The sequence below is a fragment of the Enterobacter sp. Taxon_2 genome (genome assembly GCF_058355295.1).
Genome location: NZ_CM178024.1, coordinates 3,038,915 through 3,064,934 on the forward strand (window position 1 = coordinate 3,038,915; position 26,020 = coordinate 3,064,934).

A 26,020-nucleotide genomic window follows, 5' to 3' on the forward strand; every position below is an offset into this window, starting at 1 on the left:
GCGAAGGTCATGGCGCAAAACAGCGCGTTATCAACGCTGAAAGATCTGGCTGAAAAAGAAGTTGATGATGCCGCATTGCAGCTTGGCGCAATGCGACGCGGGTGCCAGCAGGCTGAAGAACAGTTGAAGATGTTGATCGACTATCAGCATGAATATCGCACCAACCTCAATACCGATATGACACAGGGCATTGGAAGCCAGCGCTGGATTAACTATCAGCAGTTTATCCAGACGCTGGAGAAGGCGATAGATCAGCATCGCCAGCAACTTAACCAGTGGACCCAGAAAGTCGATACCGCGCTGAATTTCTGGCGTGAGAAGAAGCAGCGGCTGCAGGCCTGGCAGACTTTACAGGACCGACAGATCGCGGCAACGACCCTGGCGGAAAACCGTCTGGATCAGAAGAAAATGGATGAGTTTGCCCAGCGCGCATCAATGAGGAAACCGGAATGATCACACTGCAACAACTGCTGATGAGCGACAGCGACCTGTCAGGCGGCATGCAAACAGGGAAAGGCACCGACGGTGCACAGGACTTTCTCTCTCTGCTGGCGGGCGCCCTGTCGGACGCAACGGGCAAGGGCAAAGATGCGCCGCTGACCCTGGCTGACCTGAAAGCCGCCGGTAGTAAGCTGTCAAAAGTGGCTCAGGACGCCAAAGGGGATACCACCCTGCAGGCCAAAATTGCCGACCTGCTCTCGCGCCAAACCGCGTTGAATGGCAATGAAACGTCGCCCATCACCTCGCTTGATACGCTGGTTTCCGGGCTGGTTCCGCTGTCTAAAGGTGACGCACTGAAGACGCTCAATGCGGCAAACAGCAAGGATGACGGTAAAAGCGAGCTGAGCGAAGAAGAACTGGCCGGATTGAGCGCCCTGATGGCGATGCTGCCGCACCAGCAAACTACCGCCTCTCGCGTGGCGGGCAGTGACGGCGTTTCGGCCACCGCAACGCTGAATTCCGCGACGCTTTCGCACAATGGTGCGGACCAACCGTCCCTGAACGCGCCTGCGGGAAGCCATGATAAAGCGCAGAATTCTACGCCTTATCAGAGCCAGGTGAAAAATAACGAACTTGCCCTGTCGGGCAACGCGCCGACAACCCCGGCCCTGGCCGCAGCGGCAGAGAAGCAGGAGCTCGCCAGTTCCTCCTCCTCAGCCTCCCCAACGGCTACCCTGGCACCGATTATGTCCAGCCATGCTACCAGTCAGACGGCCGCCACCGTCGCCACCGCGCCGGTGTTAAGCCAGCCTCTGGGCACCCACGAATGGCAGCAATCCCTGAGCCAGCACATCACCCTGTTCACTAAGCAGGGCCAGCAGACAGCCGAGCTGCGTCTGCACCCGGAAGATCTGGGTCAGGTGCAAATTTCGCTTAAGCTGGATGATAACCAGGCGCAGCTGCAGATGGTCTCTGCGCACAGCCATGTTCGTGCGGCACTGGAAGCCGCGCTGCCGGTACTGCGGACCTCACTGGCGGAGAACGGCATTCAGCTTGCGCAGAGCAGCGTCAGCAGCGAGAGCTTTGCCGGGCAGCAGCAGTCCTCATCCCAGCAGCAGCACCAGGCTTCGCGTTCCGGCAACGCCGGCGGTTTTAATGAAGAGAGCGATGAGCTACTGCCTGTTCCTGCTGCCCTGCAATCCGCCGCACGCGGTAACAGTGCCGTAGACATCTTCGCCTAAACGCCAGAGGTAGCGTGATTATCCCCGTCTTTTCCACGCTTTGACGACAGCAGGACACGGGATAATCACCTTATTAAGCTGTACCGAAACAGGAAGCTCGTATCAGATGACTGACTCCGCTATCACCAAAAAAAGTAAGCGCTCCATCTGGATCCCGCTGCTGGTGTTGATCACGCTCGCCGCCTGCGCCACCGCGGGCTATAGTTACTGGCGTATGCAGCAGAAACCTACCACCGCTGCAGCCAAAGCTGAAGCGCCGCCTCCGCCGGCTCCAGTTTTCTTCCCGCTGGATACCTTCACCGTCAATCTGGGTGATGCGGATCGTGTGCTTTATGTTGGCATTACGCTGCGCCTGAAAGATGAAGCCACTCGTTCACGTCTGAACGATTACCTTCCGGAAGTGCGCAGCCGCCTTCTGCTGCTGTTCTCTCGTCAGGACGCTTCGACGCTGGCCACCGATGTGGGTAAGCAAAAGCTGGTCGACGCCATTAAACAAACGCTGGCGACCCCGCTGGTAAACGGCCAACCTAAGCAGGAAGTCACTGACGTTCTGTATACAGCATTCATTCTGCGGTAACGACATGGGCGACAGTATTCTTTCTCAGGCAGAAATCGATGCGCTGCTCAACGGCGACAGCGATAACAATGATGATCCTAAACCGGGTATTGGCGGCGATAGCGATATTCGTCCCTATGACCCGAATACCCAGCGTCGCGTGGTACGTGAACGTCTGCAGGCGCTGGAGATCATTAACGAACGTTTTGCACGTCAGTTCCGTATGGGGCTGTTTAACCTGCTGCGTCGTAGCCCGGATATCACGGTCGGTGCGATCCGCATTCAGCCGTATCATGAGTTTGCCCGCAACCTGCCGGTGCCAACCAACCTTAACCTGATTCATCTGAAGCCGCTGCGCGGCACCGGTCTGGTGGTGTTTTCCCCAAGCCTGGTGTTCATCGCGGTGGATAACCTGTTCGGCGGCGACGGGCGTTTCCCGACCAAAGTAGAAGGTCGTGAATTCACCCACACCGAACAGCGCGTCATTAACCGCATGCTGAAGCTGGCGCTGGAGTCCTACAGCGACGCGTGGAAAGCGATTAACCCGCTGGAAGTGGAGTACGTCCGTTCTGAGATGCAGGTGAAATTTACCAATATCACCACCTCCCCGAACGATATCGTCGTTAACACCCCGTTCCACGTAGAGATCGGTAACCTGACCGGCGAGTTCAACATCTGCCTGCCGTTCAGCATGATCGAACCGCTGCGCGAGCTGCTGGTTAACCCGCCGCTGGAGAACTCCCGCAACGAGGACCAGAACTGGCGTGAGAACCTGGTCCGCCAGGTCCAGCATTCGCAGCTTGAGCTGGTGGCGAGCTTCGCCGATATCCCGCTGCGGTTATCTCAGATCCTGAAATTACAACCCGGTGATGTTTTGCCGATAGAAAAACCCGACCGCATTATTGCCCATGTGGATGGTGTCCCCGTGCTGACAAGCCAGTACGGCACGATTAACGGTCAGTATGCGTTACGCGTTGAGCACTTGATCAACCCGATTTTGAATTCGCTGAATGAGGAACAGCCCAAATGAGTGACATGAACAATCCGTCCGATGAAAACAGCGGAGCACTGGACGATCTGTGGGCTGACGCGTTAAACGAGCAAAAAGCGACCCCGGCCAAAAGTGCAGCGGATGCCGTATTCCAGCAGCTCGGCGGCGGTGATGTCAGCGGCACGCTGCAGGACATCGACCTGATTATGGATATCCCGGTTAAGCTGACCGTTGAACTGGGACGCACCCGTATGACCATTAAAGAGCTACTGCGCCTGACGCAGGGTTCCGTGGTGGCCCTTGACGGTCTGGCCGGTGAGCCGCTGGATATTCTGATCAACGGCTATCTGATTGCTCAGGGTGAAGTGGTGGTGGTGGCCGATAAATACGGCGTACGTATCACCGACATCATTACCCCGTCTGAACGTATGCGTCGTCTGAGCCGTTAAGCATGAAAACCCAGGCAACACTATCGCAACCTTCTGCCGTTCCCGGCTCGCCTCTGCTCCAGGTGAGCGGGGCGTTGTTCGGTATTATTGCCTTTATTCTTATCGCCGCCTGGCTGGCGAAGCGCTTTGGCCTTGCGGGTAAAACCGCCGGTGCCCGCGGCCTGAAAGTCAGCGCCAGCACCACGCTGGGGCCACGCGAACGCGTGGTCATCGTCGAGGTGGACGACGCGCGTCTGGTTCTGGGCGTAACGGCCTCAAACATCAGCGTATTACATAAACTGCCGCCCGCCCCTGCTGTGGTGGACGAGCGCGCAGACGCCCCTGCGGATTTTCAGTCCGTCATGAAGAGTTTGCTTAAGCGTTCCGGGAGATCCTGATGCGCCGTTTGTTATCCCTGACGCTTGCGGGCGTTGGCCTGTTTGCTCCCGCGGTTTATGCACAGCTGCCCGGTCTGGTCTCCACCCCTCTAGCGGGCGGCGGACAAAGCTGGTCCCTTCCGGTCCAGACGCTGGTGTTCATCACCTCGCTGACGTTTATTCCAGCCATCCTGCTGATGATGACCAGCTTCACCCGCATCATCATCGTCTTTGGTCTGCTGCGAAACGCGCTGGGCACCCCTTCCGCACCGCCAAACCAGGTTCTGCTTGGACTGGCACTGTTTTTGACCTTCTTCATTATGTCGCCGGTGATCGATAAGATTTATACCGACGCCTACCAGCCGTTCAGCGAAGATAAAATCTCCATGCAGGAGGCGCTGGATAAAGGCGCGCAGCCGCTGCGAGAGTTTATGCTGCGCCAGACGCGCGAAGCCGACCTTGCCCTCTTTGCCCGCCTGTCCAACACCGGCGAGCTGCAAGGACCGGAATCTGTGCCAATGCGTATTCTTCTGCCTGCCTATGTCACCAGCGAGCTGAAAACCGCGTTCCAGATTGGCTTTACCATCTTTATTCCGTTCCTGATTATCGACCTGGTGATCGCCAGCGTCCTGATGGCGCTCGGGATGATGATGGTGCCACCCGCGACCATTGCCCTGCCCTTTAAGATCATGCTTTTTGTGCTGGTCGACGGCTGGCAGCTGCTGGTCAGCTCGCTGGCGCAGAGTTTCTACAGTTAAGGAACGGCAATGACACCCGAATCGGTCATGATGATGGGCACGGAGGCGATGAAAATCGCGATTGCTGTTGCCGCTCCGCTGCTGCTTGTCGCGCTGGTTACCGGTCTGATTATCAGTATTCTGCAGGCCGCCACGCAGATTAACGAAATGACGCTGTCATTCATCCCGAAAATCATCGCCGTGTTCGTGGCGATTATCGTGGCCGGACCGTGGATGCTGAACCTGTTGCTGGACTATATGCGCAACCTGTTTACCAATCTGCCGTACATCATCGGCTGACCTGACGATGCTGCATTTCACCAGCGACCAGTGGGTTCAGTGGCTCGGCGTCTATTTCTGGCCGATGCTGCGCATCATGGCGCTGATCTCCACCGCCCCCATTCTTAGCGAGAAATCGATACCCAAGCGCGTCAAGGTGGGACTGGGCATTATCATCTCCATTATCGTCGCCCCCTCTCTCCCCCCTGTGGATATTCCGATCTTCTCGGCGAACGCGGTGTGGGTCGCCCTGCAGCAGGTGATGATTGGCGTCGCCGTCGGCTTTACCATGCAGCTCGCCTTCGCCGCGGTGCGTACCGCAGGGGAACTGATCGGCCTGCAGATGGGGTTATCGTTCGCCACGTTTGTTGATCCCGGTAGTCATCTCAACATGCCCGTGCTGGCGCGCATTATCGATCTGCTCGCCATGCTGCTGTTCCTGTCATTCAACGGCCATCTGTGGCTTATCTCCATGCTGGTTGATACGTTCCATACGCTGCCGATTGGCGAAAATCCGGTGAATAGCAACGCTTTCCTGGCGCTCACCCGCGCGGCGGGGCTGATCTTCCTGAACGGGCTGATGCTGGCGCTGCCGATCATCACCCTGCTGCTGACCGTCAACCTGGCATTAGGTTTACTGAACCGAATGGCGCCGCAGCTTTCGGTGTTTGTCATTGGTTTTCCGCTGACGCTGACGGTTGGAATTTTATTAATGTCATTACTGATGCCACTTATCGCTCCCTTCTGTGAACATTTATTCGGCGAGATATTCAACCTGTTAGCGGATATTGTCAGCGAACTGCCTCGTAAATAATAGCCCGCACTGTTGCTACTGTCTTTCTGAGGATATTCCTAAAATAAAACGCGAAAAACATCTTCCAGGATATATCTGACGCGGTTTAATTGTTTCTAACCATCTCACAATACTTAATATTTACTTTACTTTAAGAAGATTCCTGGCAAATTATACGTAACTTTACGGGATAGTGAGTCCGCCTGAAAGTCTTTGTCATGCTCACAGGTTTATTATTTTTTTCCATCCCGTATGGCTGTTTTGAGCTCTCAGGCAGATGGTGAATTATCGTTACGCATTGAGTGAGGGTATGCCATGTCAACGATCATTATGGATTTATGCAGCTACACCCGGCTAGGGTTAACCGGGTACCTGGCAAGCAGAGGGGTAAGAAAGAGAGACATCAACGATGCACACACCGTTGACGAACTCGCAGCCGCTTGTGACGAACTAAAACCAGGCGTGGTGTTTATTAATGAGGACTGTTTCATTCACGATCCAGCCAACAGTCAGCACATTAAGCAAATCATTAATCAGCATCCTAAAACCCTGTTTATTGTTTTTATGGCGATCGCGAATATCCATTTCGATGAGTATTTGTTGGTCCGTAAAAATTTATTGATCAGTTCTAAATCGATTAAACCCGAGTCGCTGGATGACATTCTGGGTGATTATTTGAATAAAGAAGTTAAGAATGTAGGAGCGGTTAACTTACCCACCCTATCATTAAGCAGGACTGAATCAAGTATGCTGCGAATGTGGATGGCGGGACAAGGAACTATTCAGATCTCGGACCAGATGAATATTAAAGCGAAAACCGTTTCGTCACACAAAGGAAATATTAAACGGAAAATTAAAACGCATAATAAGCAAGTGATCTACCACGTGGTACGCCTGACCGATAATGTGACGAACGGGATTTTCGTCAACATGCGTTAGTCGCTTAAGACCCTGTGCACCCTACCTTTGATCTCTGGCCTGGCCAGAGATTTTTGCTTCTATGAGGTTGTCGGGCACGCGCTGTGCTACCCGACGCCGTGCTAGTCAGCTTTCTCAACAAAAATGCCGTCCGGATGCCCCAGTTCGTTAAAAAACCAGATGCCGAGCGGGTAGTCTTCCAGTGATACCAGATACATTGTACCTTCGCTAAACTCTTCAATTGCCAGCACCACGCCCGGGCGGCGTGGCCCACCGTCCGTTTTAACCGTTACCCGATCGTTGACCTTCATACATTCCTCCTCTGGTTTTGAGCCAGTGTAGAACAAAACGCAAAAACACACATCGCCGCCCGGCGTGAATGGCGTTTTTATCTACAGTCTATACTTAGCGATGGACCCGGCTGAATGAGGAACCCCGCAATGAAGACCGATAAAGAGTACAGCGACACCATCAAGCGCGAAGTCGAGGTGGATGTCGATGCCCTGCTGGCCGCCATCAATGAGATCAGTGAGTCAGAAGTCCGCAGGACGGACGACAATTCGGACCGCGTCATTGTTAACGGAAGGGATTATCACACCTATCGTGAGCTGGCCGAGGCCTTCGAGCTTGATATTCACGACTTTAGCGTGTCTGAAGCCAATCGGTAGGGCGAAAAAAATCCCGGTCATGGGGATGACCGGGATCAAAACTTGCTTATGCAAGAAGCACTTGAAAATTCGTTACACCAGGAAATCTGATGTACACGCCACACTATCCCCAACGAATTTGTCTGACAAGCATATATTCTTAGGATGAATATAATATTTTTAACATAATGCTTTTTGTTATGAGCAATAACATACGCCGAATGCGGGTTTGCCAGGGACTGTTCCCATTTCTCCTGTTAACACTTCGGTTATTTTTTAGGAATTTTCTTAGAACGCAACGCAGCTATCACGGGAGTCACTATGCCTTCACTGCGGGATACCTTGCTGATTTTTTCTGACCTGGATGGCTCGTTGCTGGATATTCATACCTATGAGTGGCAGCCCGCAATGCCCTGGCTGGACAGGCTACTGGATAATCAGATACCGGTCATTCTCTGCAGCAGCAAGACCGCGGCAGAGATGCTGGATATCCAGCAGGATCTGGGTCTGGAAGGCCTGCCTTTTATTGCCGAGAACGGCGCGGTAATTCAGCCTGACGTGCGTTGGGAGAAGGTTCAGCGCCAGATCAGGGGGATGACGCACCGGGATATTCGCCCGCGGGTCGAACACATTCGCCTGCAGACGGGCTTTAAGTTCACCACCTTTGACGACGTGGACGATCGCGTTATTAGCGAGTGGACCGGACTGACGCGCTACCGTTCGGCGCTTGCCCGCAAGCATGAAGCATCCGTCACGCTCATCTGGCGCGATACCGACGAGAAACTGGTTCAGTTTGAAGAGCAGCTGGCGCACAGCGGTCTGAAATGCCTGCAGGGAGCGCGCTTCTGGCATATTCTGGACGCCCGCTGCGGTAAGGACGTGGCGGTTAACTGGCTGATTGCGCAGTACCGCGAGCAGGAAGAGATCGAACCCACCACGCTGGGGCTCGGCGACGGCCCTAATGATGCACCGTTGCTCGACAGCGTTGACTTCGCGGTGGTCATCAAGGGGATTAACCGCCAGGGCATCACGCTACGGGACGATAACCCCGGGCGGGTTTATCACACCCGGCAGCCCGGCCCCGCGGGCTGGCAGGAGGGACTGGATCACTTCCTGTCCTAATCCCGCCAGACGACCCGGTTACGGCCGCACTGTTTGGCCTGATACAGCCGGGCATCCGCCACGGACTGCAGCTGTTCAAACTCGTAGTTACCCGCTTCATCCGCGCTGCTGACCCCCAGCGATGCGCTGATGCGCAGAGTCGTGCTCTTCTTCACCAGGATCTCCTTGCTGTCGATCCGGCAGCGAATGCGGTCCGCGACGCCTCTCGCCTCTTCCAGACCGATCCCCGGCAGGACAACGCAAAACTCTTCCCCGCCTACACGCCCTGCCACATCATTTTTGCGTAGCGCGCTGGCAATCAGTCCTGCTGTATGCGATAGCACCTTATCACCGGCCTGATGGCCGAAACGGTCGTTGATGTTCTTAAAATGGTCGAGATCGATCTGAATCACCGAGAACGGCAGCGACTGCTGGCGACAGGTTTCCGCCAGCAATTTTGCGCGATCGAACAGCGCGCCGCGGTTATTCAGCCGGGTAAGCGGATCATGCCAGGCCTGCCACTGGAGCGAGTGCTGAAGCGTGTACATGTTACTCACCATCCGACGGATCACCAGCCACGAGATCAACAGCATGGCGGTAAAGAGCGCCCACAGCAGCGCCAGAACAATACTGATGCTGCCGAAGTCGTCCTGCACTCCTTCGTGCAGGGTGTGGATCCGCAGGACAACGCCATCGAAGTGATCGAGCCGCTCCCAGCTAACGAAACGGCTTCCGAGGCGGATCCCGCCGCCGGTAGCGTGCTCAATAGCCTGCGCAATCTGCGCCGTTTCGCGTTCGTCAAAATGGTTAACCGCGTTTTCCGCGTGGGCTGAGGTGGCAATCATATTGAGCCGGGTATCGTACAGCTGATACTCCCCCTCCGTTCGATCTTCCGTCGCATCGGCCAGCAGACGCTGCATCGTGCTCAACGTAAAATCCATCGCCACGACGCCATACCAGTAATGATCGAAATAGATGGGAACGCTGGCGGTGATCGTACGTTCATCATTGGTCCAGGATGAAGGGGTAGAGATAAACCAGCGCACCGCGCGAGCGCGATTGTTCCGTTCCGACTGCTGGGTAAACCAGGACTGCGTGACCAGATGATAATAGCGGGAGGTGATATCACCCGCCTGGTCAGGTGTATCCGTGGAAACGAAAAATCCGGCGCGGGACACGTAGATCACGCGCGCTTCCGTTTGCACTCTCGATGACGCCAGCCTGAGCAGATACCCCACTTCGAGCGCGGCAGAAATTTCGTGGCTGAGGCGCTCGGCGTCACGATTCAGAAGCGTGGTTTTTTCGACGAACGCGTCCGAAACGCCATTAATGGGAAGGGTGCGTTTTTTATCAACGGCAAGCTGCCAGGTGGGGAGCGTGCGGACGGTGTTAAAGCGTGACACCGCGTTCTGTAATGCATCAAATGCCAGCGGCGTCTGGATTGCATCACGCATGCCCTGACGGAACAACAGCATCCTGTCCACGCTGTTCTGTAACTGCCTGTCCAGCGAACTGGCCACCGTATCCAGATGGTTGCGCTGGCTGGAGATATACGCCTCTTCGAGGACCACCACCTCACGCCAGGTCAGGAGCGTGGAAAACACCAAAACGACCAGAAAACAGAGATTAACAATCAACCCCGGATTGCTACGCTTATGCAGCCATTGCAAAAATGATTGTCTTACAACAAAGGTATCGCGCTGCACACACACTCCATGATGACGGCCTTACACCCGGTACGTGAGATAAAAACGCCCGGCAAAGCCGGGCGTTATGTGATTAAGCCTTGTCCCGCTGGTGCTGCCCGTCCCCCGGCTGAAGCTCATCTTCACGAAATGCTTCCCGCTTGATGCTATAGCCATCGTGCCACCGACATTCCACCATTCCGCTGGAAAACCCGGTGACAATCATACGTGGGCCGCCCTTCTTAGGCTTAACTTCATCACTGACCAAAAAGACCATACCTGCCTCCTGTATCAGGGTGAAACTGTTTCAATTTAGACGAGGAATGGTCTTTTTGCATCCCACAACGGGTAACAATTAGTGCGACGTGCCGCGTATTTTTTCAACCAGCTTCACCGCCGCGACCACGATAGCGCCAATGATAAAGCCCAGCACCAGATTCAGCAGCGTGGGCAGAATCGCCGCGACAACGGCACCCTGCGTCGAGGAAAAATGTTCGATAGCATGGTGCAGCGGCGCAATGCCGTGAACCACGATCCCGCCGCCCACGAGGAACATCGCCAGCGTGCCCACTACCGACAGACTCTTCATCAGCCACGGAGCCAGCACCAGCAGGCTTTTGCCGATGCCTCTTGCTACCGCGCTCGACTTTTCTTCCAGCCAGTAGCCGATATCATCCAGCTTCACGATCAGTCCCACCAGGCCGTACACGCCTACGGTGACCAGAATGGCGATGCCGGAGAGGATAAGAACCTGATTCAGGAGCGGTGCGTCGGACACGATGCCCAGCGTAATGGCGACAATCTCCGCGGACAGGATAAAGTCGGTCCGAATGGCGCCTTTGACCTTATCGCGCTCGAAGGTTTTCGGATCCTGCGCGGCCAGCGCTTCAAGACGCTGCTGGCGCATCTCCGGCGTATCGCTCTGCTTGCGCGCGCTAAAGGAGTGCAGAACCTTCTCCACGCCCTCGAAGCAGAGAAATGCCCCGCCAATCATCAGTAACGGCGTGATGGCCCAGGGAATGAATGCGCTGATCAGCAGCGCCAGCGGCACCAGAATCACCTTATTCAGGAAGGAACCTTTTGCTACGCCCCACACCACCGGCAGTTCACGGTTTGCCCTTACCCCACTCACCTGCTGGGCGTTAAGCGATAAATCATCTCCCAGCACGCCTGCGGTTTTCTTCGCCGCCAGTTTTCCCATCACTGAAATGTCATCCAGTAAGGTGGCAATATCATCCAGCAATGTTAATAAGCTACTTCCTGCCAAAATCTTAATCCTTCATTTTTTGGTAATTAAGTGAATAGTATGGAGCAAAAGCGCCAACCCGGAAACAGGCACCTGACGTCAACAAAAAATTCACATCCGCTACACAATTAAAGGGCTCGCCAGCGCGATAGTTTTCGCGTTTACTATCAGCGAACTTTTTATTTCGTCGTGAGGGATTATGCGTTTCCGGCAACTGCTACCGCTCATCGGGGCACTCTTTTCGCTGTACATCATCTGGGGTTCAACCTACTTTGTCATTCGCATCGGCGTGGAAAGCTGGCCGCCGCTGATGATGGCGGGCATTCGCTTCCTCTCGGCGGGCATCCTGCTGCTGGCCTTCCTGCTGCTGCGCGGGCATAAGCTTCCCCCACTGCGCCCGATGCTGAACGCCGCCCTGATCGGCCTGCTGCTGCTGGCGGTGGGTAACGGGTTTGTGACGATTGCCGAGCACCAGAAGGTCCCGTCCGGGATCGCCGCCGTGGTCGTTGCCACCGTACCGCTGTTTACCCTCTGCTTTAGCCGCCTTTTCGGTATCCGCACCCGCAAGCTGGAATGGCTGGGGATCGGTATTGGCCTGGCCGGCATTGTTCTGCTCAACAGCGGCGGTAACCTGAGCGGGAATCCGTGGGGCGCGGTGATTATCCTGATCGGCTCGATGAGCTGGGCGTTTGGTTCCGTCTACGGTTCGCGTATCGAACTGCCGACCGGCATGATGGCAGGCGCGATAGAGATGCTCGCCGCGGGGATTGTCCTGCTGCTGGCCTCCGCGCTGACGGGAGAAACGCTGACCGCGCTGCCGGACCTGTCGGGCTTTCTCGCGGTAGGGTATCTGGCGCTGTTTGGCTCTATCATCGCCATTAATGCCTATATGTTCCTGATCCGCAACGTCTCTCCGGCTGTCGCCACCAGCTACGCCTACGTCAACCCGGTCGTGGCCGTGCTGCTCGGGACGGGACTGGGGGGAGAAACGCTCTCACCTGTGGAATGGATTGCTCTTGGGATCATCGTGTTTGCCGTCGTGCTGGTCACGCTGGGCAAATATCTGCTGCCGGCAAAACCGGTCGTCACCCCTTGCGAGGTGGAAAAGCCGTAAGCAGGTGAATGCCCTGCGTGTCGATCTGCGCGGTCTGGCCGCCGCCGCAGATCCACTCTTCCAGCCGTTCGCTCAGATCGGCATCGTTCAGCTTTAATCTGCCTCTCAGCGCACACTCCCAGACGATCAGCACCCGCCAGCCCTGCGCCAGCAGCGTGGTCAGATCCCGCTTGTCGCGCTCGACGTTCTTGCCAATCTTATCCAGCCAGAAATCGGTGCGCGTCGCCGGGACTTTAAACAGGTAGCAGTCATGATGGTGCCAGAAACAGCCGTGGGTAAAGATGATGCACTGCCAGGCGTCGATGACGAAATCGGGGCGACCCACAAGCGCGGGATCCTGCACGCGGAAGTCAAACCCCGCCTGCGTCAGCAGCCCGGCCAGTCGCTTTTCGATGGCGGTGTCACGCGTGCCGATGGCACGCATGTTTTTGCTGCGCGTCGCCTTATCGTGAACATCCGTCATTGACGGCCTCACCCTGACGGAGCGCCACCGCCTGTCTGATGCGCGAGGCCAGCAGTTTGGCCACAGCGGCGAACGCGGGAACCACCACCGAATTACCAAACTGGCGGTACGCCTGGGTATCCGAGACCGGAATGCGGAAGCGATAACCCTGCGGCGTTTCAAAGCCCATCAGCCGGGCGCATTCGCGGGGCGTTAAGCGTCGCGGACGGTGACGCTGATTGTACGGATCGTCAAAATCTTTTTCACCCAGTGCCTTGTCCCACCCTCTGTCGATCAGGATTTCCGCGCCGTCTTTGTAGTAGCGAGCAGACAGCGTGCGGGTCACGCTGTGCGGATCGTTCGGGTTTACCATCCCAAAACCGAAGCCGTTACCCTTTGCTTGATGTTTCTTGGCATAGCGGTAGAGGTATTTCCACAGCACCGGGGTAAGGATAAATTTCGCGTCAACGACGGGTTCCAGCAGGTCGGCCACGGTAGGACGCCGCTCGGGATACAAAGACGGGATATCCCGCAGGGTGAAATCCCCCTTGAGATTGAGATCGCGGCGGAAACCCACCAGCACGATACGTTCGCGGTGCTGGGGCAGGAAATGTTTCCCATCAATGATTTTGGGATCGTCCGCGCCCATGTCCTGTGAATCGGCCACGTCATAACCCAGCTCATCCAGCGTTTGCATGATAATGCGGAAGGTTTTCCCGCCGTCGTGGCTTTTTAAGTTTTTGACGTTTTCCAGTACAAAAATGGCCGGACGACGGGCGTCAATGATGCGCGCCACGTCAAAAAACAGCGTTCCCTGGGTATCGCAGGCGAAACCGTGGGCGCGTCCAAGCGCATTCTTTTTGGAGACGCCAGCCAGCGAGAAAGGCTGACACGGGAAGCCAGCCAGCAGCACATCATGCGCCGGGATCGTCTGACGAATGTGTTCGGCGGCCTGTTCATCGCTCACGCCGCTTTTATGGCTCAGGGTGACATCGCGGATATCCGCGTTGAAATGATGCTCGTGCGGATCGCAGTACCAGTTGGCCTTGTAGGTCCGCACGGCGTGCTTGTTCCACTCGCTGGTAAACACGCACTGTCCACCGATGGCTTCAAAACCATGACGAATGCCGCCGATACCGGCAAACAGATCGATAAAGCGGAAGGCATAGTTCGGGTGCGCGGCAGAAGGACGCGGAAGCAGGTTTTGCAGATAACGAAACTCGCCTTCACTCAAGCGACGCCCTGCTCGCTCGCTGGTCAGCAGACGTTTAAGGATCGCCGGGCTCCAGTGGCTCTCGCCGTGCGCCACCAGCAGACTGGCCAGCGTTTTAGCATCATAGATATCCAACAGCTGGCGCAGTAAGGCCTGCACCGTTGCCGTTGATTTCTCAGCCTGCGCGGGCGCGGGCTCTGTCACTGATCGATTTTCCTGCATTCTTTTAACCGGAGAATAAAGACTGGGAACAGATTACCACAGTTCAGTTGCGCAAACTGCGACGGAAGCGGTTCAACACCTGGCTATCCAGCCCGAGGCAGTCGCCGTGTAATTCGGCGCTGAGTTTCGCCATAAACTGGATCAGGAAATCGGCATTGTGACGTGCCAGTTCGCGGCCCATTTCCGTTTGCATTGTATCAGGCAATCTCAGCAGCTTGGTCTGAAAATGGTCGAGGGCAAACGCACGGTCGTCGAGGGGACGCGCATCGGCAAAGGGATCTTCGGCATCAAACAGCGGCACGCCCAGCGCGCCCGAGACGGCAAAGACGCGCGCCAGGCCAATAGCGCCTAACGCTTCCAGCCGGTCTGCATCCTGCACAATTTTGGCTTCCATACTCTGCGGCGCAATCCCGGCGCTGAAGCTGTGTGCCTCAACCGCGTGCGCAACGGCGGCAACGTGCTCTGGCGGAAAGTCCAGGAAGTCGCGGCGCAGAATGTCACCCGTCTTGCGTGCTGCCAGCTCTGATGACCGGCTGCGTTCGGGATGGTTTTTCGGCAGGCTGACAATATCGTGAAAATAGCATGCGGTCAGGATCACCAGCGGCTCTACCGTGTGGTGAACCATGATTTTTTGCGCCGTCATCCAGACCCGTCGAAAATGTGAAATATCATGTGCGGTATCGTCGGTGCTGTGGTTTTCCTCGAGCCAGCGCTCAAATCTGTGCTGCCACCGGGCAAGTTCCATCGTCATGTCCTGTTGTTTCAATGAGAATGAAATATAAAATAGCTGAATTAAAACAATTTAAAAATAGAATTCCGAAATACTTAATAATAATTACATCATATAAATTCAATTAATTAATTCACTGGAAAAATAAAGAGATCAATAGAAATATTTAGCAATATTTCATAGAATTTAATTACATTTATTTTTGAAACTAAACGACATCTTCTGGAATAGTATCGACCCTGTAATTACGGAGAGTAATTACATATATTCATATAAATTATCTTTTAAGGGAATATATAATGAAAAGAAAAGTTCTGGCAATTCTGGTACCCGCGTTATTAATGGCAGGCGCAGCAAATGCGGCTGAGATGTACAACAAAAACGGCAACAAAGTTGACCTGTACGGCAAAGTCGATGCGCGTCATACCTTCTCTGACAACCCTGGTGACGACGGCGACGAAACCTATGTGCAGATTGGTTTCAAGGGCGAAACCCAGATCGCTAACGACCTGATCGGTTACGGTCAGTGGGAATACAAAACCTACGCTAACGATACCGAAGGCGCGGGTGACAAATCATTTAACCGTCTGGCATACGCTGGCCTGAAATATGGCGAATACGGTTCATTTGATTATGGCCGTAATTACGGCGTCGTGTATGACGTAGAAGCCTGGACCGATATGCTGCCTGTATTTGGCGGTGATTCGTACACCTGGACCGATAACTTTATGAACGGTCGTGCGAACGGTCTGGCAACTTACCGTAACCAGGATTTCTTCGGCCTGGTTGAGGGTCTGAATTTCTCGCTGCAGTATCAGGGCGCGAATGAAGGTCAGGATGCAACAGAAGATCAGGAAGGCACGAAAAACGGTCATAAAGACGTACGCTTCCAGAACGGCGACGGCTTCGGCATGTCTACCTCTTATGACTTCTCTGGGGATCTCTCCGGCCTGAGCCTGGGTGCTGCGTACTCGTCTTCTGACCGTACTAACGCACAAGAAGCTGCGGGGGTGAATAATGCGCGCTTTGCCAGCGGTAAAACAGCAGAAGCATGGACCATTGGTGCGAAATATGACGCCAATAACGTCTACCTGGCAATGATGTATGCTGAAACCCGCAACATGACGCCATACGGTGATTATGGTATTGCAGATCAGACTCAGAACTTCGAAGCGGTAGCACAGTACCAGTTCGACTTCGGCCTGCGTCCATCCCTGGCATGGGTTTACTCCAGGGGCAAGGACATGACTTATCCAGGCAACGCCAGCAACCCTCAGGGTCAACATGGCGACATGGACCTGGTTAACTATATCGACCTGGGTATGACCTACAGCTTTAACAAGAATTTCTCTACCTATGTTGACTACAAAATCAACATGCTGGACAACGATGATAGCTTCTACGAAGCCAATGGTATTTCCACCGATGACATCGTTGGCGTAGGCATGACCTACCAGTTCTAATCTCCAAAAATATCAAAGGCCGCAATTGCGGCCTTTTTTATATATTCACTTTATATTACGGCGCTTCCTGCAGCGCCACGCGGATAAACCCATTATTCTGCGCCAGCAGTTCATGGGCTTTCCACGCATCCAGCCCTGTCAGCACCATTAATACCGCCGTCTTACAGTGATGGTTACAGCTCTCCAGCGCGGCTTTTGCCTCCGTCCGGCTGCATCCCCCCGCTTCCATCACAATCGCGATTTGTCGTTCAGCCCATTTGGTTGTGCCTGCCTCAAGATCCACCCGCAGGTTGCTGTAAACCCGTCCGGTTCGGACGGCCAGCCCGGTGGCGATCATCGAGAGGATCATTTTCTGCGCAATCCCCGCTTTGGTGTTGAGATAGCCTGCGACGACGTCGGCCCCCAGCTCCGGCGCGATAACCATGCTCGCCAGCTGTGCAGCTTCACTTTGCGCATCACCGGTAATAATGGCGACCGGTGAACCCAGCGACCACGCATGGCGCATTGCCCCCCAGACCCACGGCGTTTTTCCGCTGACGGTCACGGCCAGCATCATATCGTGTTCACCAAACTTGATGGCCTGCAAATCGGCAACGCCGCGCTCGTAGCTCCCTTCCCCTTCTTGTGCCGTAACGGCCACCACCGGAGTTTTGCCCGGCGCATAATCATCGGCAACCTGTTGCGCAATGCGCCCTGACGGCCCAGCGCCAACGATGACCAGTCGACCGCCGTGGCTGAGCGTCGCAGCGGCGTTGTCCACCACGCGGGCGAGAGTAGGTAAACAGGGGGTAATCGCAGCAGAAATGAGTGCATCATCCTGGTGAATGACTTTCAGCATGTCCAGCGTGGACAATCTATCAATATTCATCGTGCTGGCGTGCCGTCTTTCCTTGACCGAACCGGTAAGCATAATGCTCATAAACAGCCTCCTTATTATGAGTACCCACACACTATAAAGTGTTTTATATAGATGACCTGCGAGGAGGGTCACGAAAAGAGGACCCAATCCACGCCTTTACATGGCTTTAAGAAAAGCGCGTCATCGGCGATAATTACCCCTTTCTTAATCCTCGCGGAGTGTTGATGAGCGATTTGCAGCCTTTCCTTTCGACGCGCAAGCGCCCCATGAAACTGAACACGCTGGTCACGTTGATGGTGTGCGCGATTATTGCCTCTGTGCTGCTGGTGGTCTTTGCGCTCTACTCCGTACAGATCACCCGGGCGACCCGCGATGATGTTAAAGACACTGCGCTCGGCATTGCCCGCACCCTCGCCGACAGCCCCGAGATACAGCGCGGCCTGATGCAGGCACCGCAGGAGAATATTATTCAGCCCATCGCCCAGGCGGTGACGAAGCGAAACGATCTGCTGTTCACCGTGGTCACCGATATGCGCGGGATCCGCTATTCACACCCGAACGAGGCGCTGCTGGGGCTGCATTTTATCGGTGATGATTTAACCCCCGCGCTGGAAGGCAAAGAGAACGTATCGGTTAACCGGGGCGCGCTCGCCGAAGCGCTACGCGTTTTTACGCCCGTCTACGACGGCCAGCACGAGCAGATCGGCGTGGTGGTGGTCGGTATCTCCCTGAATAAGGTTGAAGAGCAGATTGCCCGCGGGCGGTTAAACGCCGTCTGGACCATTTTATTCAGTATTTTTATGAGCTCTATGGCAATTTGGGGCCTGGTGCGGGTACTGAAACGCATCCTGTTCGGACTCGAACCTTACGAAATTTCCGCCCTGTTCGAACAGCGTCAGGCGATGCTGCAGTCGCTTCGCGAGGGGGTGCTGGCCGTCGATATTCACGGACGGGTGACGATGATCAACCAGACCGCCAGAGAAATATTGCTTCTCCCCTCCGGCAAGCAGACCGAAAACGCCAGCGCGCCCCTGCTGGCCAGCCTGCGTGAAGTCTCGAAGACGGGCGTCGCGCGCCAGGATCAGGAGATCAGCTGTAACGGGCGTCTGTTGCTGTGCAATATGGTGCCCGTTAAAAGTCAGGATCGGGTGATCGGCGCCATCACCACCTTCCGTGATAAAACGGAAATCAGCCAGCTGATGCAGCGTATTGATGGCATGGTCAATTACGTCGACGCCCTGCGCAGCCATACGCACGAGTTTATGAATAAACTGCATGTGATTCTGGGCCTGCTGCACATGAAGCGCTACGACAAGCTGGAAGAGTACATCATTCAGACGGCACAAAATTACCAGACGGATATCGGTACGATACAGAGCAAGGTAAAATCCCCGGTTATCGCCGGGTTCCTGCTGGGTAAAATCAACCGGGCGAAAGAAGCGGGCGTCACCCTGACGCTGGCAGATGAATGCCAGATACCGGATACCGCGAGTGAAGAACAGGTCGCGGTGCTGATCACCGCGCTGGGTAACCTCATTGAAAACGCGCTTGACGCGATGGAAGGACAGCAGGAAGGTGAGATCGGCCTGCTGCTGCATTATCAGAATGGCTGGCTAAGCTGTGAAGTCAGCGACGATGGCCCCGGCATTGATCCCGCTCAGCTGGAGTCTATTTTTACCAAGGGCTTCTCAACAAAAGGTGAAAACCGCGGCGTTGGGCTGTTCCTTGCTCGCCAGCAAATCCAGAACCTCGGCGGCGATATCACCGTCGAGTCTGAGCCAGGCGTATTTACCCAATTTTTTGTTCACATCCCCTGGGATAGCGAGAGGAATATCGCGTGATAAATGTATTAATTGTCGATGATGACGCCATGGTAGCCGACCTCAACCGTCTGTATGTCAACCGTGTTGAAGGTTTTAGCTGCTGCGGCGTCGCCTCCACGCTAAACCAGGCCGAGGCCATCATTAATAACCCCAGCCAGCCTGTCGATCTGGTGCTGCTGGATGTCTATATGCAGCAGGATAACGGTCTGGATCTGCTGCCCGTTATTCGCGCATCCGGTCGCCCAATCGATGTGATTATGATCTCGTCCGCTGCCGACGCCGCCACGATCCAGACCTCCATTCATTACGGCGTGGTGGATTATCTGATCAAGCCGTTCCAGTTCCCCCGCTTTGAAGAGGCGCTGAACGGCTGGAAGGCAAAGCACAATCTGATGGGTTTGCACCAGTATTATGAGCAGGCCGACGTCGACCGGCTGATCCACGGCGGGGCGCCGGAACTGGCCGACAGTAAAAAGCTGCCGAAGGGGTTAACGCCGCAAACGCTGCGCACGATTTGCCAGTGGATTGACGCTCATCCGGAGACGGAGTTTTCTACCGATGACCTGGCAAACGCCGTCAATATTTCCCGCGTGTCCTGCCGTAAATACTTGATTTGGCTCGCGCAAATCAATATTCTGTTCACCAGCATTCATTACGGCGCCACCGGCCGTCCGGTGTATCGCTACCGTCTCCAGCCGGAGCAGACCGGCCTGCTCAAGCAATACTGTCAGTAACGCGGTAGTCGTTATCCAGCAGGGTAAAGCGGAAGTGGTGCATCGAGGAGATCACCACTTCTTTTGTTTTGGTCACAAAGATTGCTTCAATATCGGGTCGCGCGCACAGGGCAGCACAGCCCTTCTCCACACCCATGCCATACATCAGCGTGGTCCAGATATCGCCGTCGATGGAGTCTTTCGAAATAATCGTCACGCTGTCCAGTTCGTTGTCCAGCGGATACCCGGTGCGCGGATCGAGAATGTGGTGATAGCGCTTGCCGTTTTGTTCGAAGTAGCGCTCATACGTTCCCGACGTCACGACGGACAGGTTCTCTACGGTCATCGTGCCGATCAGCGCGTCACCGGCGAACGGTTTTTTCAGCCCCACGCCCCAGCCGCCTTCTGGCGAGCCTAACGTCTGGATGTTTCCGCCAAGGTTGATCAGCCCCAGCTCAGCCCCCTCTTTACGAAGGTAATCACGCACCCTGTCGGCGATATAGCCTTTGGCGATGGCCCCCAGATCGATCTCCATCCCCACCCGGGTCAGAAACACGCTGCTGCTGGCCTCATCAAGGAGAACATCCTCTGGGCGGGTCATCGCCAGCAGCGACGCGATTTCATCGGCAGGCGGAACGCTGTCCCCCTGAAAACCAATCTTCCAGCGCTTCACCAGCGGACCGATCGCCAGATTAAAGGCGCTGTCCTTGAGCAGGCTTGCCGCTTTTGCACAGCGGATCAGATCAAACACCGGTCGGCTGACGGTGACCGGATGCTGCCCGGCCGCATGGTTGATATCCATCACCTGCGAGTGCGCGCGGTTAACGGTAAGCAGGTCTTCATACTGTTTGATCAGGCGAAACACGCGGGACGCGAGGGCTTCGTCATGGGAGAAGAGCTTCAGGAGGATGGGTGAGCCCATCAGGACGGCGGAGTAGCTGTAAACGCGATGGCTATCAGGCATGGTATGAGTCCTCAGATGTAGCCCCGGCAAGCACCGCGCCGCCGGGGAAAATGCCGGATAGCGCTGCGCGCATCCGGCCTACATAGCAGGTGCCTTACCTCTTTTTCGAACGCAGAGCCGCCTGATGTCCTGCAAGGGTACCAAAAATAATGATATCTGCCACCGCGTTACCGCCGATACGGTTACCGCCGTGGATCCCGCCGACCACTTCACCGGCCGCAAACGCCCCTGGCAGCACGTTGTGGTTGCTGTCCAGCACGCAGGTTTCGGTGTTGATGGTCACGCCGCCCATGGTGTGGTGCACGCCCGGCGCAATCTGAATGGCGTAGAACGGCCCTTCGTTGATCGGTGCACGCAGCGCGGTGGTACGACCAAAATCGTCATCGTGCTGTTTCTCAACGAAACCGTTGTAACGTTCCAGGGTCGCGAGGAAAGCGTGGTAATCCATGCCGAGCGCTTCCGCCAGGGCTTTCGGCGAGCTGGCGCTGGTCACGAAGCCTTTGGCAATGTACTCATCCGCGGCTTTGTTTTTGGCGCGTACGTGCTCGTCAAAGACGATGTAAGCGTATTTCTCCGGCAGCGCGATGATTGACGCCGAGACTTTATCGCGGGTCGACATTTCGTTGTAGAAGCGCTCCCCTTTCTGATTGACCAGAATCGCCCCGCCGCCGCGAATGGATTCGGAAATCAGGTACGAGGTTTTCTGCTCGACGGTTGGGTGAATTTGGATTTCGCCCATATCCACAGTGCCCGCCCCGATACGCTCCAGCAGCGCGATGCCGCCGCCGGTAGCCCCTTTGTGGTTGGTGGTGACGAACCCTTCCAGATCCGGACGGTATTTCACAACCATCTGGCTGTTGGCGCTGAAGCCGCCGGTAGCGACAATCACGCTTTTGGTTGCCACGGTGACGGTTTCGTTCTCTTCGGTGGTCAGGCGCACGCCGGTGACTTCACCGTTTTCGAAGAGAATGTCGCTGACGGAAGTATCCAGCATCACCTCGATGTTGCGTTTGTTCACGTTACGCACCAGGCCGCTAATCAGGTAACCGCCCACCGCAGAACCGTCTTTTGGACGGTGAGTACGGTCGATGCTCATCCCGCCGGTGGTGGTGATGTCGTTCAGCATAATGCCGCGGGTTGCCAGCCACTCAATTGCCTGCGGTGCGTTCTCGACGAAGCGGCGCAGCAGTTCAGGGTTGTTCTTGTTGCCGCCGCCTTTCAGGCTTTCCTGGTAGAACAGCTCTTTGCTGTCCTGAATGCCCTTCACGCGCTGGAAGCGGGTTTCAGCGGCGTTCATCCCGGCAGAGGCTTTAATGGTGTTCCCGCCGATGGTCGGCATTTTCTCGACAATCAGCACGCTCGCGCCTTCGTCGTGAGCCTGAATCGCCGCCGCCAGACCGGCGCCGCCGCTGCCGACAACGACCACGTCCACGCTGCGGGTTTCGTTCGGGTCAACGCCCTCTTCCGCTGCCAGCGCCTTGCTGGATTTCAGCATCGCTTTCGAGACCGCTTTCTTCACCGCTTCACTCTGGCTGGTTGCGCCGGTGATGGCATCCACGTGCGGGGTATTAGCGTCCAGAATGCGGGTACGGATCTCTTCAAAGCTGGTGACGAACTCAACGTCTTCGCTCGGGCCGGAGGCCAGCTCGATGTCCGCAATGCGGTCGGTTTCCAGGCTGACGTTAATCACCAGTTCGTTAGCGTCATCCTGCACTTTCTCAGCAAAGGTACCCGGTTTGAATTTGGATTCGCCCATGCTCATGTCGCGGATCATCGCTTCTACCAGCGAGAAGCGCCACAGCGGTTCAGGAATGCTCAACGCCTCGCGTTTGGTGCTGTCCATAAACAGCTCAAGGCTTTCGCCAGCCGCGATGCGGTCTGTCCAGTCAGGATAAGCGATGGTGGCGCGGCCCACGGCAATCAGGTCGTAACCGTGTTCCAGCGCTTCGTTGGCATCCGCGGCATTCACCACGCCGCCCACGCCCATGACCGGAACCTGCGCCAGCGTTTCAGAACGCATCGCGCAGTATTTTTCGATAAGCGGCGTCGGGTCCTGGGTGTCGACAATGGAAGGTCGCAGGGTGGCGCCGACGGAGAAGTGCAGGTAGTCCACGCCGCGCGCCGCCAGTTTCTCCAGCAGGTACATGGTGTCGTCAAAGCGGATGCCCGGGATTTCCATCTCTTCAGGGGAGAAGCGGTAGCCAATAATAAATGCGTCGTCCGCGTACTGACGCACCATCTTATGGGTGATATCCAGCACCGCCAGCGGGAACTTCGCGCGGTTATCGCGGCTGCCGCCCCACTCGTCATCGCGCTGGTTTGAATTCGGTGAGTAAAACTGCTGAATCAGATAGGTATTCGCCCCGTGGATTTCCACGCCGTCGAAACCGGCCTGGATGGCGCGGCGCACGGCCTCACCAAACTTGCCGATCATGCCTTCAACTTCTTCAGCGGTCAGAGCAACTGGCGTTGCGGCACCTTCACGCGGCGCAGCTACGGCGCTCGGGCCAACCGGGGTACGGCCACCAATCAGTTTCGGGTCAACCATGCGGCCGCCATGGTAGATCTGCAGCAGAGCCTTAGAGCCTTTGGACTTAATGGCCTCTGCGATTTTCGCCAGCCCGGCAATTTTCTCGTCATTATCAATACCGATTGCGCCCGGGAAGGCGAGGCCGAGATCGTCGACGAAGCAGCACTCCACAATGATGGTGCCGATACTGCCGGAACGGGCACGATAGTACTCCACCAGTTCACTGGTAACGGTGCCGTCGTAATAGCCGGTACAGGTGGTCATAGGGGCCATTAACAAACGGTTTTTCAGTTCAGTACCATTCGGTAATGTGAAGGGGCTAAGAATGCGTTCGTTAGTGCTCATAATAGAAACTCCAAACTTTAAAAATTAAGAATTCGTTATCGGATTGGTTTTTTAGTTCGTCGTTATTTGCCGATGTCATGATATTAATATAATGATTTTTTTAGCTTCTAAAGTTATTACGTTAGTTAAAAAACTATTTAATCCCTGCAATAACACAAATAACACATTGGTGTTAGCGAATGTAATTCAGTCATTCACAATAATTTAAAATTCGTTAAATGATTAATGGTAAAACCATTTCACCATAACACATAAAAACCGTTTAAAATCAATACAATGAAAAATAACAAAAGGTAAACATGTTACAAGAATGATAAAATTTACTCATAAAATACGTAATACCCACATACGCCTGAGTGGTTATTAATAAAAGCATAAAAATAACGCTGCAACTCTGTTTTTTTGATCCCGATCAATAGTTATGGCATCCAAAAGCGCAATATAAAAACATCATCATTTTTTAATTTAGCGCCTCAATAAAAGCGTTAAATTGCTATTACTGAAAATACAAAACAGCATCTTTAATAACTAAAAAAAGCAAAGAAACTTAAGAAAGTGATTTTGTTTTTCAGTGCAGCCGAATTTTTGACAACTTAAGACGTGAAACTATGAATACAAAAACTGCTGTAACGCCCCCTGTGGCGAACCAGGCATCAAATGGAAACGCAAAACGATTGCTGATGATGGCGTTACCCATCGTCGTCGCCGTACTGCTGCTGTTTGTTCCGGTACCGGAAGGACTGCCTCCTTACGCATGGCACTACTTCGCCATCTTCGTCGGCGTGATCGTCGGTTTAATCTTCGAACCCCTGCCGGGTGCGGTGATCGGTCTGACCGGCGTGGTCGCCATTGCCCTGTGCAGCCAGTGGGTGCTGTTCAGCCCTGAGCAGCTGGCTGACCCGAAATTCAAGCTGGCAGGCGCCTCCTTTAAGTGGGCGGTGAGCGGGTTTGGTAACTCTACCGTCTGGCTGATTTTCGGTGCCTTTATGTTCGCCGCAGGCTATGACAAAACCCGCTTCGGCCGCCGTCTGGCGCTGATTCTGGTGAAATACCTTGGCCGTCGCAGCCTGACGCTCGGTTACGCGATTACGTTTGCTGACCTGCTGCTGGCACCGTTCACCCCATCCAACACCGCGCGCAGCGGCGGGACCATCTACCCGATTATCGCTAACCTGCCGCCGCTGTACGGTTCAAAACCGAACGACCCAAGCGCGCGTAAGATTGGTTCTTACCTGATGTGGGTGGCGATCACCGCGGCCTGTATCACCAGTTCAATGTTCCTCTCCGCCCTCGCACCGAATCTGCTGGCTCTGGCGCTGGTGAAAAGTACGGTAGGTATCGACATCTCCTGGGGCACCTGGTTCCTCGCCTTCCTGCCGCTGGGTATCCTGCTGATTCTGGCCATGCCGCTGCTGGCCTACTGGTTCTACCCACCAGAAGTGAAGGTGAACAACGAAGTGCCGCTGTGGGCGACCCGTGAGCTGGAAAAACTGGGCAAACTGTCCCGCAATGAAATCCTGCTGCTGGTGTTCGTGTGCTGCGCGCTGCTGATGTGGATCTTCGCCGCTGCGTGGATTGAACCCGCTATGGCTGCCCTGCTCATCGTGGGCCTGATGCTGTGGACCGGCGTGCTGGAGTGGAACGATATCACCGGTAACAAAGCCGCATGGAACACCTTCGTCTGGTTCGCGACCCTGGTTGCGCTGGCGGATGGCCTCTCCTCTACCGGCTTTATCAGTTGGTTAGGCAAAGAAGGCGGTCTGTTGATGAGCGGTATCTCTCCGGGCGTGGCGACCATCGTCCTGCTGCTGGCGTTCTACCTGCTGCACTACCTGTTTGCCAGCACCACCGCGCACACGACGGCGCTGCTGCCAGCGATGCTGACCATCGCCTCCACCATTCCGGGCATGAATATGGAAGTGTTTGTTCTGCTGATGGTGACCTCGCTGGGCGTAATGGGGATCATCACCCCGTACGGCACTGGCCCAAGCCCGATTTACTATGGTAGCGGCTACCTGCCAACCAAAGACTACTGGCGCCTCGGCACCATCTTCGGTGCCATCTTCCTGGCGGCCCTGCTGCTGATTGGTTATCCGTGGATGTCCATGATGTTCTGATTCCTGACCGCCGGACTTCTCCTCCGGCGGTTTTATTTTTTTATA

Annotated in this window: 26 protein-coding genes and 1 pseudogene; 17 read left to right on the forward strand and 10 right to left on the reverse strand. The window is 55.2% G+C overall.

The window, feature by feature from the left end; all coding sequences use genetic code 11:
• Window positions 1–9 precede the first annotated feature (9 nt).
• The 10 genes and pseudogenes from fliJ to rcsA all read left to right on the forward strand — a co-directional run bounded on the left by fliJ (window position 10) and on the right by rcsA (window position 6,782).
• On the forward strand, window positions 10–453 hold the full coding sequence (fliJ, locus tag AC4IC4_RS14475) for a flagellar export protein FliJ (RefSeq protein WP_023312304.1): 444 nt from the start codon (window positions 10–12) through the stop codon (window positions 451–453).
• The gene (fliK, locus tag AC4IC4_RS14480; RefSeq protein ID WP_491471367.1) at window positions 450–1,682 is read left to right on the forward strand and encodes a flagellar hook length control protein FliK; all 1,233 of its coding nucleotides are present in this window, start codon (window positions 450–452) and stop codon (window positions 1,680–1,682) included. The genes fliJ and fliK overlap by 4 nt, the downstream gene beginning before the upstream one ends.
• Before the next feature lie 106 nt (window positions 1,683–1,788).
• Window positions 1,789–2,259 (forward strand): flagellar basal body-associated protein FliL, encoded by a 471-nt coding sequence (gene fliL / locus AC4IC4_RS14485; protein ID WP_024909761.1) that lies wholly within the window; start codon window positions 1,789–1,791, stop codon window positions 2,257–2,259.
• Window positions 2,260–2,263: 4 nt separating this feature from the next.
• Window positions 2,264–3,268 carry a flagellar motor switch protein FliM gene (gene fliM / locus AC4IC4_RS14490; RefSeq protein WP_023336184.1) on the forward strand — a complete coding sequence of 335 codons (1,005 nt, stop codon included), beginning with the start codon at window positions 2,264–2,266 and terminating at the stop codon, window positions 3,266–3,268.
• A complete protein-coding gene (gene fliN / locus AC4IC4_RS14495) occupies window positions 3,265–3,678 on the forward strand; it encodes a flagellar motor switch protein FliN (RefSeq protein ID WP_008500318.1) in 414 nt (137 codons plus the stop codon). The genes fliM and fliN overlap by 4 nt, the downstream gene beginning before the upstream one ends.
• 2 nt (window positions 3,679–3,680) lie before the next feature.
• The gene (gene fliO, locus AC4IC4_RS14500; protein WP_032641435.1) at window positions 3,681–4,055 is read left to right on the forward strand and encodes a flagellar biosynthetic protein FliO; all 375 of its coding nucleotides are present in this window, start codon (window positions 3,681–3,683) and stop codon (window positions 4,053–4,055) included.
• Complete coding sequence (gene fliP / locus AC4IC4_RS14505) at window positions 4,055–4,792, forward strand: flagellar type III secretion system pore protein FliP (RefSeq protein ID WP_024909733.1); 738 nt, start codon at window positions 4,055–4,057, stop codon at window positions 4,790–4,792. The genes fliO and fliP overlap by 1 nt, the downstream gene beginning before the upstream one ends.
• Window positions 4,793–4,801: 9 nt before the next feature.
• The gene (gene fliQ / locus AC4IC4_RS14510; protein ID WP_008500315.1) at window positions 4,802–5,071 is read left to right on the forward strand and encodes a flagellar biosynthesis protein FliQ; all 270 of its coding nucleotides are present in this window, start codon (window positions 4,802–4,804) and stop codon (window positions 5,069–5,071) included.
• A gap of 7 nt (window positions 5,072–5,078) precedes the next feature.
• Window positions 5,079–5,871: pseudogene (gene fliR / locus AC4IC4_RS14515) on the forward strand (flagellar biosynthetic protein FliR); the annotation flags it as partial.
• Window positions 5,872–6,158: 287 nt separating this feature from the next.
• A complete protein-coding gene (rcsA, locus tag AC4IC4_RS14520) occupies window positions 6,159–6,782 on the forward strand; it encodes a transcriptional regulator RcsA (RefSeq protein ID WP_008500313.1) in 624 nt (207 codons plus the stop codon).
• A gap of 101 nt (window positions 6,783–6,883) precedes the next feature.
• Here rcsA and dsrB read toward each other — a convergent pair whose 3' ends face one another.
• Window positions 6,884–7,072, reverse strand: a complete 189-nt coding sequence (gene dsrB / locus AC4IC4_RS14525; protein ID WP_008500312.1) for a protein DsrB — start codon at window positions 7,070–7,072, stop codon at window positions 6,884–6,886.
• A 129-nt stretch (window positions 7,073–7,201) separates the two neighbouring features.
• Here dsrB and yodD point away from each other — a divergent pair, with 129 nt between their 5' ends.
• Window positions 7,202–7,429 (forward strand): YodD family peroxide/acid resistance protein, encoded by a 228-nt coding sequence (gene yodD / locus AC4IC4_RS14530; RefSeq protein WP_013097742.1) that lies wholly within the window; start codon window positions 7,202–7,204, stop codon window positions 7,427–7,429.
• A gap of 300 nt (window positions 7,430–7,729) precedes the next feature.
• Window positions 7,730–8,530, forward strand: a complete 801-nt coding sequence (locus AC4IC4_RS14535) for a mannosyl-3-phosphoglycerate phosphatase-related protein (RefSeq protein WP_208763035.1) — start codon at window positions 7,730–7,732, stop codon at window positions 8,528–8,530.
• Here AC4IC4_RS14535 and dgcQ read toward each other — a convergent pair.
• From dgcQ to AC4IC4_RS14550, 3 genes are all read right to left on the reverse strand, one after another.
• A complete protein-coding gene (gene dgcQ, locus AC4IC4_RS14540) occupies window positions 8,527–10,215 on the reverse strand; it encodes a cellulose biosynthesis regulator diguanylate cyclase DgcQ (protein ID WP_491471368.1) in 1,689 nt (562 codons plus the stop codon). The two genes, AC4IC4_RS14535 and dgcQ, sit on opposite strands and share 4 nt — an antisense overlap.
• Window positions 10,216–10,288: 73 nt before the next feature.
• On the reverse strand, window positions 10,289–10,471 hold the full coding sequence (locus AC4IC4_RS14545; RefSeq protein ID WP_463727156.1) for a YodC family protein: 183 nt from the start codon (window positions 10,469–10,471) through the stop codon (window positions 10,289–10,291).
• 78 nt (window positions 10,472–10,549) lie between these two features.
• Window positions 10,550–11,461, reverse strand: a complete 912-nt coding sequence (locus tag AC4IC4_RS14550) for a DUF808 domain-containing protein (RefSeq protein WP_148769024.1) — start codon at window positions 11,459–11,461, stop codon at window positions 10,550–10,552.
• Between the two features lie 178 nt (window positions 11,462–11,639).
• Between AC4IC4_RS14550 and yedA the strand changes: the two genes are divergently transcribed.
• Window positions 11,640–12,554 carry a drug/metabolite exporter YedA gene (gene yedA, locus AC4IC4_RS14555; protein WP_157189394.1) on the forward strand — a complete coding sequence of 305 codons (915 nt, stop codon included), beginning with the start codon at window positions 11,640–11,642 and terminating at the stop codon, window positions 12,552–12,554.
• On the opposite strand, the gene AC4IC4_RS14560 is transcribed toward yedA, so the two are convergent.
• From AC4IC4_RS14560 to AC4IC4_RS14570, 3 genes are all read right to left on the reverse strand, one after another.
• The gene (locus AC4IC4_RS14560; protein WP_491471369.1) at window positions 12,526–13,017 is read right to left on the reverse strand and encodes a very short patch repair endonuclease; all 492 of its coding nucleotides are present in this window, start codon (window positions 13,015–13,017) and stop codon (window positions 12,526–12,528) included. The two genes, yedA and AC4IC4_RS14560, sit on opposite strands and share 29 nt — an antisense overlap.
• A complete protein-coding gene (locus AC4IC4_RS14565; RefSeq protein WP_491471370.1) occupies window positions 12,998–14,413 on the reverse strand; it encodes a DNA cytosine methyltransferase in 1,416 nt (471 codons plus the stop codon). The genes AC4IC4_RS14560 and AC4IC4_RS14565 overlap by 20 nt, the downstream gene beginning before the upstream one ends.
• A 61-nt stretch (window positions 14,414–14,474) precedes the next feature.
• The gene (locus tag AC4IC4_RS14570; RefSeq protein WP_491471371.1) at window positions 14,475–15,176 is read right to left on the reverse strand and encodes a phosphohydrolase; all 702 of its coding nucleotides are present in this window, start codon (window positions 15,174–15,176) and stop codon (window positions 14,475–14,477) included.
• A gap of 284 nt (window positions 15,177–15,460) precedes the next feature.
• On the opposite strand from AC4IC4_RS14570, the gene ompC reads away from it, so the two are divergent.
• Window positions 15,461–16,624, forward strand: a complete 1,164-nt coding sequence (gene ompC, locus AC4IC4_RS14575; RefSeq protein ID WP_491471372.1) for a porin OmpC — start codon at window positions 15,461–15,463, stop codon at window positions 16,622–16,624.
• 55 nt (window positions 16,625–16,679) lie between these two features.
• Here the strand turns inward: ompC and AC4IC4_RS14580 are convergent, their stop codons facing one another.
• On the reverse strand, window positions 16,680–17,543 hold the full coding sequence (locus tag AC4IC4_RS14580; RefSeq protein ID WP_208763038.1) for an N-acetylmuramic acid 6-phosphate etherase: 864 nt from the start codon (window positions 17,541–17,543) through the stop codon (window positions 16,680–16,682).
• Window positions 17,544–17,707: 164 nt separating this feature from the next.
• On the opposite strand from AC4IC4_RS14580, the gene AC4IC4_RS14585 reads away from it, so the two are divergent.
• Together AC4IC4_RS14585 and dcuR are read left to right on the forward strand one after the other, a co-directional pair.
• Complete coding sequence (locus tag AC4IC4_RS14585; protein ID WP_024909744.1) at window positions 17,708–19,324, forward strand: sensor histidine kinase; 1,617 nt, start codon at window positions 17,708–17,710, stop codon at window positions 19,322–19,324.
• Window positions 19,321–20,040: a two-component system response regulator DcuR gene (dcuR, locus tag AC4IC4_RS14590; protein WP_491471373.1), complete on the forward strand. Its 720-nt coding sequence runs from the start codon at window positions 19,321–19,323 to the stop codon at window positions 20,038–20,040. The genes AC4IC4_RS14585 and dcuR overlap by 4 nt, the downstream gene beginning before the upstream one ends.
• Here dcuR and AC4IC4_RS14595 read toward each other — a convergent pair.
• Together AC4IC4_RS14595 and AC4IC4_RS14600 are read right to left on the reverse strand one after the other, a co-directional pair.
• A complete protein-coding gene (locus AC4IC4_RS14595; RefSeq protein WP_491471374.1) occupies window positions 20,021–20,983 on the reverse strand; it encodes an FAD:protein FMN transferase in 963 nt (320 codons plus the stop codon). The genes dcuR and AC4IC4_RS14595 overlap by 20 nt on opposite strands.
• A 94-nt stretch (window positions 20,984–21,077) precedes the next feature.
• A complete protein-coding gene (locus AC4IC4_RS14600) occupies window positions 21,078–23,858 on the reverse strand; it encodes a flavocytochrome c (RefSeq protein ID WP_417927570.1) in 2,781 nt (926 codons plus the stop codon).
• A 608-nt stretch (window positions 23,859–24,466) separates the two neighbouring features.
• Here AC4IC4_RS14600 and AC4IC4_RS14605 point away from each other — a divergent pair.
• On the forward strand, window positions 24,467–25,975 hold the full coding sequence (locus tag AC4IC4_RS14605; protein ID WP_073961501.1) for an anion permease: 1,509 nt from the start codon (window positions 24,467–24,469) through the stop codon (window positions 25,973–25,975).
• The last annotated feature ends 45 nt before the right edge of the window (window positions 25,976–26,020 follow it).

Bases quoted from the DNA above. Each gene is read 5' to 3' on its own strand.
- fliK (WP_491471367.1), top strand. From the start codon at position 450: ATGATCACACTGCAACAACTGCTGATGAGCGACAGCGACCTGTCAGGC.
- fliL (WP_024909761.1), top strand. From the start codon at position 1,789: ATGACTGACTCCGCTATCACCAAAAAAAGTAAGCGCTCCATCTGGATC.
- AC4IC4_RS14580 (WP_208763038.1), bottom strand. From the start codon at position 17,543: ATGAGCATTATGCTTACCGGTTCGGTCAAGGAAAGACGGCACGCCAGC.
- yedA (WP_157189394.1), top strand. From the start codon at position 11,640: ATGCGTTTCCGGCAACTGCTACCGCTCATCGGGGCACTCTTTTCGCTG.
- dsrB (WP_008500312.1), bottom strand. From the start codon at position 7,072: ATGAAGGTCAACGATCGGGTAACGGTTAAAACGGACGGTGGGCCACGC.
- fliM (WP_023336184.1), top strand. From the start codon at position 2,264: ATGGGCGACAGTATTCTTTCTCAGGCAGAAATCGATGCGCTGCTCAAC.
- AC4IC4_RS14600 (WP_417927570.1), bottom strand. From the start codon at position 23,858: ATGAGCACTAACGAACGCATTCTTAGCCCCTTCACATTACCGAATGGT.
- AC4IC4_RS14585 (WP_024909744.1), top strand. From the start codon at position 17,708: ATGAGCGATTTGCAGCCTTTCCTTTCGACGCGCAAGCGCCCCATGAAA.
- rcsA (WP_008500313.1), top strand. From the start codon at position 6,159: ATGTCAACGATCATTATGGATTTATGCAGCTACACCCGGCTAGGGTTA.
- fliO (WP_032641435.1), top strand. From the start codon at position 3,681: ATGAAAACCCAGGCAACACTATCGCAACCTTCTGCCGTTCCCGGCTCG.
- fliQ (WP_008500315.1), top strand. From the start codon at position 4,802: ATGACACCCGAATCGGTCATGATGATGGGCACGGAGGCGATGAAAATC.
- AC4IC4_RS14545 (WP_463727156.1), bottom strand. From the start codon at position 10,471: ATGGTCTTTTTGGTCAGTGATGAAGTTAAGCCTAAGAAGGGCGGCCCA.
- fliN (WP_008500318.1), top strand. From the start codon at position 3,265: ATGAGTGACATGAACAATCCGTCCGATGAAAACAGCGGAGCACTGGAC.
- fliP (WP_024909733.1), top strand. From the start codon at position 4,055: ATGCGCCGTTTGTTATCCCTGACGCTTGCGGGCGTTGGCCTGTTTGCT.
- yodD (WP_013097742.1), top strand. From the start codon at position 7,202: ATGAAGACCGATAAAGAGTACAGCGACACCATCAAGCGCGAAGTCGAG.
- AC4IC4_RS14535 (WP_208763035.1), top strand. From the start codon at position 7,730: ATGCCTTCACTGCGGGATACCTTGCTGATTTTTTCTGACCTGGATGGC.
- ompC (WP_491471372.1), top strand. From the start codon at position 15,461: ATGAAAAGAAAAGTTCTGGCAATTCTGGTACCCGCGTTATTAATGGCA.
- AC4IC4_RS14605 (WP_073961501.1), top strand. From the start codon at position 24,467: ATGAATACAAAAACTGCTGTAACGCCCCCTGTGGCGAACCAGGCATCA.
- fliJ (WP_023312304.1), top strand. From the start codon at position 10: ATGGCGCAAAACAGCGCGTTATCAACGCTGAAAGATCTGGCTGAAAAA.
- AC4IC4_RS14560 (WP_491471369.1), bottom strand. From the start codon at position 13,017: ATGACGGATGTTCACGATAAGGCGACGCGCAGCAAAAACATGCGTGCC.
- AC4IC4_RS14595 (WP_491471374.1), bottom strand. From the start codon at position 20,983: ATGCCTGATAGCCATCGCGTTTACAGCTACTCCGCCGTCCTGATGGGC.
- AC4IC4_RS14570 (WP_491471371.1), bottom strand. From the start codon at position 15,176: ATGGAACTTGCCCGGTGGCAGCACAGATTTGAGCGCTGGCTCGAGGAA.